The sequence below is a fragment of the Rhodococcus sp. IEGM 1381 genome, from assembly GCF_030056795.1.
Lineage (GTDB): Bacteria > Actinomycetota > Actinomycetes > Mycobacteriales > Mycobacteriaceae > Rhodococcoides.
Genome location: NZ_JASHKQ010000019.1, coordinates 38,323 through 51,770, shown reverse-complemented (window position 1 = coordinate 51,770; position 13,448 = coordinate 38,323). Strand labels below are relative to the sequence as shown.

Annotated in this window: 12 protein-coding genes; 3 read left to right on the top strand and 9 right to left on the bottom strand. The window is 65.4% G+C overall.

Features of this window, described 5'->3' with window-relative positions:
• Positions 1 to 36: 36 nt before the first annotated feature.
• Both QM797_RS23885 and QM797_RS23880 read right to left on the bottom strand, forming a co-directional pair.
• The gene (locus QM797_RS23885) at positions 37 to 684 is read right to left on the bottom strand and encodes a response regulator (RefSeq protein ID WP_283278153.1); all 648 of its coding nucleotides are present in this window, start codon (positions 682 to 684) and stop codon (positions 37 to 39) included.
• Positions 681 to 2,063 carry a sensor histidine kinase gene (locus tag QM797_RS23880; protein ID WP_283278152.1) on the bottom strand — a complete coding sequence of 461 codons (1,383 nt, stop codon included), beginning with the start codon at positions 2,061 to 2,063 and terminating at the stop codon, positions 681 to 683. The genes QM797_RS23885 and QM797_RS23880 overlap by 4 nt, the downstream gene beginning before the upstream one ends.
• Positions 2,064 to 2,173: 110 nt before the next feature.
• On the opposite strand from QM797_RS23880, the gene QM797_RS23875 reads away from it, so the two are divergent.
• Positions 2,174 to 3,529, top strand: coding sequence for a PspC domain-containing protein (locus tag QM797_RS23875; RefSeq protein ID WP_283278151.1), 1,356 nt, complete (start codon positions 2,174 to 2,176; stop codon positions 3,527 to 3,529).
• Positions 3,526 to 3,786 carry a hypothetical protein gene (locus QM797_RS23870; protein WP_283278150.1) on the top strand — a complete coding sequence of 87 codons (261 nt, stop codon included), beginning with the start codon at positions 3,526 to 3,528 and terminating at the stop codon, positions 3,784 to 3,786. The genes QM797_RS23875 and QM797_RS23870 overlap by 4 nt, the downstream gene beginning before the upstream one ends.
• 5 nt (positions 3,787 to 3,791) lie before the next feature.
• Here QM797_RS23870 and guaA read toward each other — a convergent pair whose 3' ends face one another.
• The 4 genes from guaA to guaB all read right to left on the bottom strand — a co-directional run bounded on the left by guaA (position 3,792) and on the right by guaB (position 10,096).
• Positions 3,792 to 5,381 (bottom strand): glutamine-hydrolyzing GMP synthase, encoded by a 1,590-nt coding sequence (gene guaA, locus QM797_RS23865; RefSeq protein ID WP_283278149.1) that lies wholly within the window; start codon positions 5,379 to 5,381, stop codon positions 3,792 to 3,794.
• Positions 5,382 to 5,411: 30 nt separating this feature from the next.
• Positions 5,412 to 7,166 (bottom strand): FAD-dependent oxidoreductase, encoded by a 1,755-nt coding sequence (locus QM797_RS23860; RefSeq protein ID WP_283278147.1) that lies wholly within the window; start codon positions 7,164 to 7,166, stop codon positions 5,412 to 5,414.
• A gap of 210 nt (positions 7,167 to 7,376) precedes the next feature.
• Positions 7,377 to 8,516 carry a GuaB3 family IMP dehydrogenase-related protein gene (locus tag QM797_RS23855; RefSeq protein ID WP_283278146.1) on the bottom strand — a complete coding sequence of 380 codons (1,140 nt, stop codon included), beginning with the start codon at positions 8,514 to 8,516 and terminating at the stop codon, positions 7,377 to 7,379.
• 56 nt (positions 8,517 to 8,572) lie between these two features.
• The gene (gene guaB, locus QM797_RS23850; RefSeq protein WP_032376741.1) at positions 8,573 to 10,096 is read right to left on the bottom strand and encodes an IMP dehydrogenase; all 1,524 of its coding nucleotides are present in this window, start codon (positions 10,094 to 10,096) and stop codon (positions 8,573 to 8,575) included.
• Between the two features lie 299 nt (positions 10,097 to 10,395).
• Here guaB and QM797_RS23845 point away from each other — a divergent pair, with 299 nt between their 5' ends.
• A complete protein-coding gene (locus tag QM797_RS23845; RefSeq protein ID WP_032378069.1) occupies positions 10,396 to 10,800 on the top strand; it encodes a DUF5319 domain-containing protein in 405 nt (134 codons plus the stop codon).
• Positions 10,801 to 10,895: 95 nt separating this feature from the next.
• Here QM797_RS23845 and QM797_RS23840 read toward each other — a convergent pair whose 3' ends face one another.
• The 3 genes from QM797_RS23840 to QM797_RS23830 form a co-directional block, all read right to left on the bottom strand.
• Positions 10,896 to 11,912: an anti-sigma-D factor RsdA gene (locus QM797_RS23840; protein WP_283278144.1), complete on the bottom strand. Its 1,017-nt coding sequence runs from the start codon at positions 11,910 to 11,912 to the stop codon at positions 10,896 to 10,898.
• Positions 11,905 to 12,483 carry a sigma-70 family RNA polymerase sigma factor gene (locus tag QM797_RS23835; protein WP_032376740.1) on the bottom strand — a complete coding sequence of 193 codons (579 nt, stop codon included), beginning with the start codon at positions 12,481 to 12,483 and terminating at the stop codon, positions 11,905 to 11,907. Before QM797_RS23835 ends, QM797_RS23840 begins: the two co-directional genes overlap by 8 nt.
• Before the next feature lie 136 nt (positions 12,484 to 12,619).
• Positions 12,620 to 13,447: a hypothetical protein gene (locus QM797_RS23830; RefSeq protein ID WP_283278142.1), complete on the bottom strand. Its 828-nt coding sequence runs from the start codon at positions 13,445 to 13,447 to the stop codon at positions 12,620 to 12,622.
• Between the last annotated feature and the right edge of the window lies 1 nt (position 13,448).

Genomic DNA, 13,448 nt, shown 5'->3' with positions numbered 1-13,448 from the left:
TTCGGGTTGGTCGAAGGTCAAGCGTGACGCGGACGGCTAGTCGATTCGGCGCTTGTGTGCCCATCGCGTGAGTGCGTTCCTGTTGGACTGCTGGGTCTTTCGGAGAACATTCGAGGCATGAGTCTCGACGGTCTTGACGGAGATGAACAGATCCTCGGCAATCTCGCGATAGGTGTATCCGCGCGCCAGCAACCGCAGAACCTCCAGTTCACGGGGCGTCAGCGAGTCCAGTTCCGGATCGAGCGGGGGCTCCGGGGCGGCACTACGACCGGTGAACGAATCGAGGACGAATCCGGCCAGACGCGGGCTGAAGACCGCGTCTCCCCCGGCGACGCGTCGAACACCGTCGGCGAGCTCTGCACCGGAGATGGTCTTGGTCACGTACCCCCTGGCCCCCGCACGGATGACGGCAATGACGTCCTCGGCCGCGTCGGACACGCTCAGAGCCAGACACACCGGCCCCTCGGCGATGCGATTGAGCACGGCCACGCCACCGCCGTCGGGCATGTGCACGTCGAGCAACACCACATCGGGTTTCGTCGAGTCGATACCCGATACCGCCTCGGCGACGCCTCCCGCTTCACCGACGACCACGATGTCCGCCTCACGGCCCAGTTCGGCTCGCACGCCCGAGCGGAAAACCGCGTGATCGTCGACCAGGAAAACTCGGAACGGGTCGGTCACGTCGGCTGCTCCTGCTGGTTGGATTCGGGCGATTCAGTGGTCACAGTACTGCCGTTGCGGGGCATGAAGATGCGTACTTCTGTGCCCTTGCCGACGGTCGACCGTACCTGCACGGTGCCGCCGCGGCGTTCGACACGACCTCTGATGGACTTCGCGAGGCCCTGCCGGTCCTCGGGAACCTCGGATTCGTCGAACCCGGTTCCGCGGTCGCGGACGAAGATGCTGACCTGCTCCGCTTCGGTTTCGGCGAACAGATCGATGTTGGTCTCACCGGAATGCTTGGCCGCGTTGACCAGTGCCTCTCGCGTGGCACCGAGAAGCGCGGTGAAACTTTCCCTGGACAGGCCGGATTCGATGTCGTCGGGCAGCAGATGCACGTCTCCGACGGTGATGGGCCTGACGGTCACACCGTGCTGATCCTCGACCTCACCGGAGATGGTCTTGAGGGCATCGGCCAAGCTGGAGTTGTCGGTGTCACCGCCGTCGAACAGCCATTTGCGTAGCTCCCGCTCCTGCCCGCGCGCCAACCGCATCACCTCCTGCGGCCGGTCGGACTGCTTCTGGATCAAGGCGAGTGTCTGCAGCACCGAGTCGTGCAAGTGCGAGGCAATCTCCTCACGTTCGTCGTTACGAATACGCGCAGATCGCTCGGCACCGAGCGCACGCCACATTCGCAGCCAGATGGGAACCGTCAACAAGCCGACGCCGACGAGGGTGACCACCACCGCCAGCAGCGACGAACGCAGTGCGGCCAAATCGACGCGGGCAAGGACCACCACCCCCAGCCCGAGGACGATCAGTGTTGCTCCGCCGACCACCCGCGCCCAGCTCAGCACGGTCGGATGCTTGGGCAATCCCAACGCCGTCCGTGGACCCTCCACGTCGAACTCGCGCCACACCAGCGCTGCACCGACCACCACGACGATGACCGGCACGATGACCGATGCGGCAGTACCGCTGAGGAGCCAGGCAAGCCCCACCGCGAGGCCGAGACCGATGGCGGCCAACCCCAGCGCACGCTGACGTTCGGCGGCACTCGGGTGTGCCGTGTCGTCGCCGACGGGCGTGAACATCCAGATCAGGCCGTAGGTTGCGATCCCGGCACCGGCCGAGGCCGCGAGCAGCGCGAAGGCCACCCGAATCTTGAAGACGTCGACGCCGAGGTGGTCGGCCAGACCCCCGGCTACGCCGCCGACGATGCGTCCGCCGCCGCGTCGTCGATAGGGCACCGGAGCAGAGCGTGCAGGAGCGACAGGAAAGGTAACAGGGGCGACCGGCGCGTCGCCGGCTACGGGTGGTGTGTTGCGGGCGGCGTCAACGGAGGGATTGTCGACAGGGTGCACGCCTCGATCCTGGCACGGACAGGGCGGGTGTCGCATCAGGGTTCGCCCTGATGTTTCGCGCCTTCGACGACGTCCGATCACGCTCGGGGTCGATATCAGGGGTATCCCTGATGTGTTTCACGATCGGAAACGTCACGATGGTTGTCATGAGCAACGTGACCGTCTCGGATCAAATTCAGCAGATGTGGCGAACCCGTCCGCACCGATTGCCGCAACGCGGACACGTGGCGGGTGTCGCAGCCGGTATCGGCTATCGCTACGACGTGGATCCTGTTCTGATTCGGGTCGCGTTCGTCGTGTCCACCCTGTTCGGCGGTGCCGGCATCGTGCTGTATCTGGCGGCGTGGTTGGTGCTCAGCCGAGCCGGTGACACTGCGTCGGGCGCAGAGTCGCTCGTCGGCCGCGGCACCAGCTCCGATTCGACGACCAAGATGGTGGTCGTCGCGGTGGCGTTGGTGATCGCGGTGTCGACGATAGGCCCGGTGGGTGTCGGGCTCGGAGGTTCGGGGCTCATCTCGCTGTTGGCCATGCTCGGTGGCCTGTGGTTGCTGCATCAGCGTTGCCCGGAGCCGCCACCGTACATGCGGACGGAAGAGTTCTCTCGAAACTACTACGCGCCCAAGCCTTTCGGCTCGTACAGTACGTCAGCGGAACAGTGGACGGCCGCGCAGTATCGGCCGCCGCAGTTTCAGCAGGAGCACTACAGCCCGTACACGACCTTGCCGACGAGTTACGTTCCGACGCCGAAAGCAGCCGGTAGCTCCGATGCTGCAGACTCCGGTGCCGACCACACCGTGAATCTGAGCAAGCAGAAGCCGGCCGAAACGCCGTCGGTGACTCCCCCGTCGTGGGACCCGCTCGGGGTGGCTCCGTTCGCCTGGGATCTCCCCGAACCGGCACCGGCATTCCCACCGGCAGCGATCGAGCGTAAACACCGATCACGGTGGACAGCAAGCTTTCTCGGCCTTGCACTGCTCGGTGCTGCCGTCACCGCCGCGGTCGGAGCCGCGTCCGGCGGGGACTGGGCCACAGCAGGACGCGTCGGAGCCGTCGCGTTGTCGATCATCGCGGTCGGGCTGATCCTCGGAGCCTTCCTCCGCAAGGGGTACGGACTGCTGGTGGTCGCGGCACCCCTAGCCGGATTCGTCGTCCTGGCATCGGCGGTCGGACCGCTGGACCTGGGCAATGGTCCGTCGGGAACCCAGCGGGTCGTTCCGTCGACCAATGCCGACCTGGCTCCGACGTACGACGTCGGTCTTGGTGACCTGAATCTGGACCTCACGGGCCTGACGCTCACCGAAAACCGCACCGTGAAAATCGATGTAGCACTGGGCACTGCGTCGGTCACCGTGCCCGATTCGATGAACGTGATCGTGGAGTGCGAGTCGGCGATGGGTACGTGCCCCACCGAAACGCGGTTCGGTCCGGCAACGAGCACCGACGCTCAGGTCCTGACGATCGTGGGAGATGTGGCATTCGGCGAGTTGAAGGTGCAGAAGTGAAGAAGAACAACTCCGACAGGATCGGACACGACTACGGCGACAGTGATTCCGACACCGAGGCGCAGAACTCGAACCGCCGCGGACCGTCGGCGCTGCTGTTGCTTGCCGGACTGGCCGCCATGGTCGTCTCGGTCGCAGCCATCATCGGGCAGGATGCGATCGCGGCCCTGGGCGACGTGCAATTTCGCTGGGTCTTCGTGATTGCTGCGGTCGCCGTCGGAGTCGCTCTTCTATTGGGTCCCAGCAGAAAAAGCTAAGGCGCTCACTCCCACTCGATGGTGCCCGGCGGCTTGCTCGTCACGTCGAGAACGACTCGGTTGACCTCCGGAACCTCGTTGGTCACCCGAGTCGAAATCGTTTCCAGCACGTCGTACGGCAGTCGGGTCCAGTCCGCAGTCATCGCGTCCTCGCTCGACACCGGACGCAGAACGATCGGATGACCGTAGGTACGACCGTCGCCCTGCACTCCGACACTGCGCACGTCCGCCAGCAGCACCACCGGGCACTGCCAGATCTGCTGATCCAAGCCGGCGACCGTAAGCTCCTCTCGGACAATGGAATCCGCATGACGCAACGTGGCCAGCCGGTCCGCAGTGATCTCTCCGACGATGCGAATGGCCAGTCCTGGTCCCGGGAAAGGTTGTCTTCCGACGATGTCCTCGGGCAGTCCCAATTCACGCCCGACGGCCCGAACCTCGTCCTTGAACAACGCACGCAACGGCTCGACCAGGGCGAACTGCAGATCGTCCGGCAAACCGCCCACATTGTGATGGCTCTTGATGTTGGCGGTTCCCGAACCACCACCGGACTCCACGACATCCGGGTAGAGCGTGCCCTGCACCAGGAACTCGACGGAGTCGCCGTGCTCGGCGTTCTCACCCAGCACCTCGGTGACGGCACCCTCGAAGCTACGGATGAACTCGCGACCGATGATCTTGCGCTTCTCCTCCGGATCGGAGACACCCTCGAGCGCACCGAGGAAGGTGTCGACCGCATCGACGGTGACGAGCTTGGCACCGGTGGCAGCCACAAAATCCTGCTGAACCTGCTCGCGCTCGCCGGCACGCAGCAAGCCGTGGTCGACGAAGACACAGGTCAACCGGTCGCCGATTGCCCGCTGCACGAGAGCTGCCGCCACCGCGGAGTCGACTCCACCGGACAGACCACAGATGGCCTTACCCGTCGGTCCGACCTGCTCCTGGACTGACTCGATCAGAGCGTCGGCGATGTTGGCCGCTGTCCAGTCCGGAGCAATGCCTGCCGTCTCGTGCAAGAACCGACTGAGGACCTGCTGCCCGTGCGGGGAGTGCAGAACTTCGGGGTGATATTGCACTCCGGCCATCCGCGTGGCCTCGTTCTCGAAGGCGGCGACCGGTGCGCCGGCGCTGGTGGCAGTGACGGTGAAGCCCTCCGGGGCCGCGGTGACCGCGTCGCCGTGGCTCATCCACACCGGTTGGGTTGCAGGCAAACCGTCGTGCAGACGCCCGCCGTCGACGCTGAGTTGCGTGCGACCGTACTCCCGCGTTCCGGTGTGCTCGACGGTTCCGCCGAGGGCCTGAGCCATGGCCTGGAACCCGTAGCAGATTCCGAACACGGGGATGCCGAGGTCGAGGAGCGCCGAGTCCAGTTCGGGTGCCCCGTCGGCGTAGACGCTCGACGGTCCACCGGAAAGCACCAGCGCGACCGGATCCTTTGCCGCGATCTCCTCGGCGGTCGCGGTATGCGAGATCACCTCGGAGTACACGTTGGCCTCACGCACACGGCGGGCGATCAACTGCGCGTACTGAGCACCGAAGTCGACGACGAGAACCGGGCGTGCATGTGCGGGATCGTGTGCAGTGGAGTCGGTCACCGGGTCAGTCTAGTGGGACTGCTGCAGCGCTTACGCAACACCCGAATGCTCGACGTGCAGCGCCGCAGAGCCGGACCTGATCTCGACGATCGGCAGTCTCAGTCCACCCGGAGCGTCCACCGGGACGACGGGCGAGTTGGGGGCGATGGGGTCGAGCCGCTGATACGGAAGCCCCTGTGCCGGACGAAGATCCAGCTCGCCCCTGTTCGGCCACAGTGCGGCGGACCGCTCGGCCTGCGCGCTGATGGTCAGCGACGGGTTGACCCCGAGGTTTGCCGACACGGCCGCCCCGTCCACCACGCTCAGCGTCGGGTATCCGTGGACGCGGTGGTACGGATCGATGACGCCGTGCGCTGAATCCAAGGCGATGGCGCAGCCGCCGAGGAAGTGTGCGGTGAGCGGGATGTTGAACAGCTCTCCCCAGGTGCCACCAGCGACTCCGCCGATCTTCTTGGCGATGCGCCGGGTGGCGTCGTTGCCCTCGGGGATCCACGTCGGGTTCGGCTCACCGTGGCCCTGCCTGCTGGAGATCTTGCGGCCGAACGGCCCACGCTTGGTGAACGTGGTGATCGAGTTGTCGAGGTTCTGCATCACCAGCGCGATGATGGTGCGCTCGCTCCAGTGCCGGACGTTGACGACGCGGACGAACTGAATCGGGTGGATGATCAGCGCGAACACGAACTTGAGCCACCGCGGAATCTTTCCTCCGCCGTCGGTCATCAGGGTCTGCAGCATGCCCATCGCGTTGGAGCCCTTGCCGTAGCGGCACGGTTCGATATGCGTGTTGGGACTGGGGTGGAACGAGGACGTGATGGCGACTCCGCGCGTGAGGTCCATATCGGGATCGACCGCCAGCTTGGCCGCTCCGACTATCGACTCGGAGTTGGTGCGCGTCAGTTCGCCGAGTGTGTCCGACAGTTTGGGCAGCGCGCCCGTGTCTTTCATCTTGTGCAGCAGGTTCTGGGTGCCCCAGGTGCCTGCCGCCAACACGACATTGGCAGCGCTGTACGTCTTCTTGCCCTTGCGGAGTCGAGCGCCGGTGCGCTCGGTGTCGACATCCCAGGTGCCGTCGGATCTAGGGCGGAGGCCGGACACCGTCGTCATCGGCACAATCTCGGCTCCCGCGCGCTCGGCCAAGCCGAGGTAGTTCTTCAGCAACGTGTTCTTGGCACCGTGGCGACACCCGGTCATGCACTCACCGCATTCGATGCATCCGGTTCGCTCGGGGCCGGCACCACCGAAGTACGGGTCCGGGACGGTCTTGCCGGGTTCGTCACCGAAGAACACGCCCACCGGTGTCTGGATGAAAGTATCGGCGACACCCATGTCCTCGGCGACCGACTTCATCACCTCGTCGGCGGGGGTCATGTGCGGATTGCGCACCACGCCGAGCATGCGGGTGGCCTGGTCGTAGAACGGAGAGAGCTCACTGCTCCAATCGGTGATGTGCGCCCACTGCTTGTCCTCGAAGAAGGGTGCCTGAGGCTTGTAGAGGGTGTTCGCGTAGTTCAGCGACCCACCGCCCACTCCGGCACCGGCGAGGATGAGACAATCGCGCAACAGGTGCACGCGCTGGATGCCGTAGAGGCCCAGCTTCGGTGCCCACAGGAAGCGCTTGAGATCCCAGCTGTTCTTCGCGAAGTCCTTGTCCTCGAAGCGCTGCCCGGCTTCCAGGATCCCGACGCGGTATCCCTTCTCCACCAGCCTCAGCGCAGTGACACTTCCGCCGAAGCCCGAACCGACGATCAGAACGTCGTAATCCGTGGCGCGAACAGCTGAACCCATGGTGACCTCCGCTACATCCGTTGCTGTCGAACAGTATGCACACCCCCATGTGACTACCGCCACAAGCAATTCTAGCTGTTACGAGAGGTATCACCAACTCAGGGTCGGCTTATGTGCACGAGACTTCGTAGCGGGCTACGAACTTCCGCTCACGACGAAGGGCGCGCACCCCCGGTGACAGGAGTACGCGCCCTTGAAAGGTGCAGCTGATCAAGCCCGAACGTTCAGGCCCACCTTCTGGAATTCCTTGAGATCGGAGTACCCCGACTTCGCCATGGACCGACGTAGTCCGCCGACGAGGTTGATCGAGCCGTACGACTCGCGAGACGGTCCGTGCAGCACCTGATCGAGGCTCGGACGCTCCCCCGCCGACATCGGCAGCAACGCGCCACGCGGCATCGACGGATGCGCCGCCGCGGACGGCCAGTACCAGCCACCCCCGGGAGCCTCCGCGGCGACGGCCAACGGAGCCCCCAGAACCGCAGCGTCGGCTCCGCAGGCGATGGCCTTGGCCAACGCACCGGACGTCGTGATGTCGCCGTCGGCGATGACGTGCACGTAGCGCCCGCCGGTCTCGTCCAGATAGTCCCGACGCGCGGCTGCCGCGTCGGCGATCGCGGTAGCCATCGGAACGCCGATGCCCAGTACCTCACCGGTGGTGGTGCCGCCTTCGACGGAGCCGTAGCCGACGATGACGCCCGCCGCACCCGTGCGCATCAGGTGCAGCGCGGTGCGGTGATCGCTGACGCCACCGGCGATGACGGGGACGTCGAGTTCGGCGATGAACGTCTTGAGGTTGAGCGGCTCTTCGTCGCCGTGCGCCACGTGCTCGGCGGAGATGATGGTGCCCTGGATGACCAGCAGATCCAGGCCGGCGGCGACCAGAGCGGGTGTCAACGCACGTGCGTTCTGCGGACTCACCCGCACGGCGACGGTGACCCCGGAATCGCGTACCTGGCCGACTGCGGCCGACAGCAGATCGGGCTGCAGCGGCGCGGCATGCAACTCCTGCAGAAATGCGATCGGCGCATCGGGATCGACATCGGTCTCGGCGATATGGATCAGCTGATCCAACTTGGCCTGTACGTCCGCATGACGGGCCCAGAGGCCCTCACCGTTGACGACTCCGAGTCCGCCTTGGCGACCCAGCTCGATCGCGAACGCGGGCGAGACCAGGGCATCGGTCGGATGGGCGAGCACCGGGATGTCGAAGCGGTACGCGTCGAGTTGCCACGCCGTCGACACCTCCTTCGACGACCGAGTACGACGGGACGGCACGATGTCCACGTCGTCCAGCTGGTAGGTGCGGCGGGCTTCTCTGCCCATGCCGATTTCAACGAGGTCGCGCACGCGCGCACCTTTCTACTTCGAGAGCGAATCGAGTCGGCCTACTGAGGCCGACACGACTATCGGGTGGTGTAGTTCGGAGCCTCTGCGGTCATCGTGATGTCGTGCGGATGGCTCTCCTTGAGCCCGGCCGCAGTGATCTGCACGAACTGAGCCTTCTGCAGGTCTTCGATCGAGTTGGACCCGGTGTAGCCCATCGCAGCTCGCAGACCACCGGTGAGCTGGTGAATGACCTGATTCAACGGTCCGCGATACGGGACACGGCCTTCGATGCCCTCGGGCACCAACTTGTCCTCGGCCAGCACGTCGTCCTGGAAGTAGCGGTCCTTGGAGAACGACTTCGCTCCCCCGCGTCCCTGCATGGCACCGAGAGAACCCATGCCGCGGTAGCTCTTGAACTGCTTGCCGCCCACCAGAATCAGCTCTCCGGGGGACTCGGCCGTTCCGGCCAGCAACGATCCGAGCATGGCGGTCGAGGCACCTGCGGCGAGTGCCTTCGCAATATCACCGGAGAACTGCATACCGCCGTCGGCGATGACCGGCACACCGTGCGGCTTGCACGCGGCGACGGCTTCGAGGATGGCGGTGATCTGCGGAGCGCCGACGCCTGCGACCACTCGGGTGGTGCAGATGGATCCCGGTCCGACGCCGACCTTGACCGCATCTGCGCCGGCCTCGACGAGAGCGAGTGCACCTGCGCGGGTGGCGACGTTTCCGCCGACGACCTGAACCCGATCGCCCACCTCGGCCTTGAGCTTGCTCACCATCTCGAGTACCTGCGAATTGTGGCCGTGCGCGGTGTCGACGATGACGACGTCGACACCGGCATCGGTCAGCGCCATCGAACGAGCCCATGCGTCCTGTCCGACGCCCACCGCGGCACCGACGAGCAATCGGCCGTCACGGTCCTTGGTGGCGTTGGGATGCTGCTCGGTCTTGACGAAGTCCTTGACCGTGATGAGGCCGGTCAGCGCGCCTTTGCCGTCCACGATCGGAAGCTTCTCGATCTTGTGGCGACGCAGCAGGCCGAGGGCGGCCTCAGCGGTGACGCCCTCCTGCGCGGTGATGAGCGGAGCCTTCGTCATGACATCGGCGACGCGGCGGTTCTGATCCACCTCGAAGCGCATGTCGCGGTTGGTGATGATGCCGACGAGCGCGCCGGTCTCGTCGGTGACGGGCAATCCCGAGATGCGGAAGCGCGCGCACATGGCGTCGACCTCGGCCAACGAATCGGTGGGCTTGCACGTGACGGGATCGGTGACCATGCCGGCTTCGGAGCGCTTGACGGTTTCCACCTGGGACGCCTGATCCTGCAGCGACAGGTTGCGGTGCAACACGCCCATGCCGCCGGCGCGGGCCATCGCGATGGCCATCCGCGCTTCGGTGACGGTGTCCATGGCCGAGCTGACCAAAGGCACCCGCAACCGGATCTCGCGGGTGATCTGACTGGACGTGTCGACCGAGCTGGGAATCAGATCCGAAGCGGCCGGCAGCAGCAGGACGTCGTCGAACGTGAGGCCGAGCATCGCGACCTTGGTGGGATCGTCGCCGCCTGTGCGGACGTGGGCTCCGGGACTACTCATGCGAATCTGGCCCTCCCTAGAGCCTGGTTGCACTTCGGCGCGGCGTGCGGCCGGTGAGAGCTCGCAGGCGCACCGCAATGCGGGATTGGAGAACGGATGGAGTTTCGGCACTTGCACTCATCTGTTCAGCGCCGTGAACCATGGTATCGGCTAGGGCACAACCAGTGCGAATGCCTCCCACTACGGCCTGCCCGAGGCCCCGAAATCTCGGCCATCAGCACCAGGGCGCAGCATCCACGTCCGGCATGTCGCTTTCGAACAGCTGGCGCAGACCTACCAATCCTGCGTACCGTGGAGGCGTGCGCGATCAACTGCCTCCCGGTTTACCCCCGGACCCCTTCGCCGGAGACCCAGCCGACCCGTCGGCCGCCCTCGACGCCATCGAGCCTGGCCAGCCCCTGGATCCTCAGGAACGGCTGGCCGTCGAGGAAGACCTGGCGGACCTTGCTGTCTACGAAGCACTGCTCGGCCACCGCGGCATCCGCGGCCTGGTCGTGTGCTGCGAGGACTGCCAGCAGGACCACTACCACGACTGGGACATGCTGCGCGCGAACCTGTTGCAGCTCTTGGTCGACGGCACCGTACGACCGCACGAGCCGGCCTACGACCCCGTGCCGGACGCGTACGTCACCTGGGATTACTGCCGCGGTTTCGCGGACGCATCGATGAACGACGCCCTGCACGGCGACGGTTTCGACAGCTGAGTTTCTGCACGACCCCCGCAAGGCGAAGAAGCCCGACACGATTATCGTGTCGGGCTTCTTCGTTGCTCGAACCGACAGTGCCGTCCGGTTTACGTTCAGCTTCCGCCGGACGGAACCGACATACGATCGCGGTTCTCGGACGAACTTCCACCGGCGGTAGCCGTCGGTTGATTCGGGTCGAGAAGGACCGTCGGCGTGACGTCGGTCGTCGTCGGACTAGGACTCGTCGTCACGGGCGGACTGCTCGGTGTGGTTGTTTCCGGATTCGGTGTGATCGGAACCGCGCTGGTGTCGGGCACCGCCGCATCCACCGGAGCCTGAGGGGAAACGACGTCGGGGCTGGGCACAGGAGCGGGCACACTTGGAACCGGTACCGCCGGCGGTACCGGGACGGGGACCGTCAGAGCCTGCAGCTCCTGCAACAGACGCGCCAGCCACTGGTCGAGCTCGGCGCGCTGGGAAGCGTCGAGCACAGCAGAGGTGCGGTTCGATGCACCGTCGAGCAGAGCCCGAGCGGCATCGGCATCGCCCGACGACAGAAGGTTTTCGGCCTCCTGCAACTTGGACGTCGTATCGATCTGCGCCACAGTCGAATCGGCCTGCTCGGAGAACACGACGGACTTGACGCTCCACAGCGGATCGTCGGGCGTCGAGTTGTAGGAGATGACAACCAGACCACCCATCACCACGGCGATCGCCGCAGCAGCGCCGGCGATAGGACGCAGCAAACGCATCCGTCCACCACGATTCGCCGAGCTCCTACGCGCCATGTCGGCGGCGAGCTTCTCGCGTTCCACCGAGGCCACGACCACGTCGAGGGAGGGGCCGGCGGGCATCGCCGGCGACATCACGTCTGCTCGCCAGTTGGCGAGTAGAAGGGCGAGTTGATACTCGTCTGCGTCATCGGTAGCTATCGGTCCGTCACCACTGATCGCGTCGATGAACGCATCGTCACGACGTACGGCGACGAGGTCCACGGGACCACCGTCTGCACCGATGTCGGCATAGGGATCGTTCTGCTTCGGTCCAGTGGGGTTCACGTGCTCACCGATTCGCGAGATTCCGCGACGCGGGTTCTCACCGGAGCCACCGTGACCAATGTCCCTAGCCATACATTTCACCTGCTCTCACAACTTCGTTCTTCAGTTTTGCGATAGCTCGGTGCTGAGCCACGCGGATAGCGCCTGCAGTGCTGCCGACTGCCGCCGCTGTTTCCTCGGCCGACAATCCGACGATGAGTCGGAGCACCAAAATTTCTCGGTGCTTGGCGGGCAAGGTGTCCAGCAGTGCAGTCATCTGACGACTCGACTCGGATTCGAGAGCACGTTGCTCCGGTCCGTGTTCCATCGACACGACATCTGGTACTTCGGCGGCCGGGTCCGATTTGTTACGCGAGGCGCTGCGATGGGCGTCGGCGACCTTGTGAGCCGCGATGCCGTACACGAATGCCATGAACGGACGACCTTGGTCCTGGTAACGCGGCAAGGCGGTCATGACTGCCAAACAGACCTCCTGCGCCACATCGTCGGCCGATAGCTGACCGCGCTCAGCCGATCCGACTCGTGCCCGGCAGTACCGGACGACAAGCGGTCGGATGAACTCCAAGACCCGGGACAGAGCCAGTCGATCGCCTTGCGCTGCGGCAACGACGAAAGAGTCCAACTCCTCACCCGCTGTGTTCATCGTCGACAATTTTCCCCGCGTTACAGGTACGCACCCGCCTGGGAGCGCTTCCACGTGGTGGTGGAACGTGACCAAGGATAGCGACACCACCCCGGACCAACCGAACCACTCGGTCCGTCTTCCACCGCGGTCCTGGTCAGTGGATCGACGAACCACCGCGACGATCGATCGCTGACGCGAGATCGGCAGAGGTCGCCGTCGCGGCGTCGGCAATTCCGGTTCCCTCGCAGAGCATCGTCGCGGCCCAGCGCAACGGCAACAGGCCGTGCATCGCCGCAGCGCTGGCCACCTGGACCGCAAAATCATGGGCGCGGCTGGTCTGCCCTGCGCAACTCAGTGCGGCCGCCAAGACCAGGTCCGTCTTGATGCTGTGGCGTAACGAATCGGCATCGTTGGCGAGAGCTCGCGCGGACTCGGCGTGTCGGACGGCCGTCGAGCCGTCGCCGCGCACCATCGCCAGTTCGGCCGATACCCACGCAGCTCGCAGAGCCGGACGCCACAGCCCCTCGCCGTTCGGCCCCTGCCGATGCCCGTCACTGCGAGCGAGCAGGGTCTGCGCCAACCCGAACCGCCCCGTGCCGAGCGCATCGGCGGCGAGGCCGATCAACGCATCGCTTCGTGCTTCGACCGAGTCCCTCGATCGCGGAGGTCCCACGAGACCGACGAGGAACACCGCTCTGCCGTCGAAGCGGCGCGCCCGCTCGTGCCTACCCAGTTGACGCAGCCATGAGGCTCTGGTCGAAGCGTGCAGCGACTCGAGTTCCAAGCTACGAGGGGTGTACCGCCGCAGCTCGACGTCCGCGGCGCCGTATCGACCTTGCCCGGCCAACGCCACACTGCGGTGCCAGCTCTCGTAGGGATCGGTCGCCGCGGGGAGCGGGAATCGGCCGGGGTCGGGACCGAAAGCGACGTCGAGGAGGTCGGAGGGCGTCGCAGTGAACCGCGAGATCTGCTCTGGTGACACA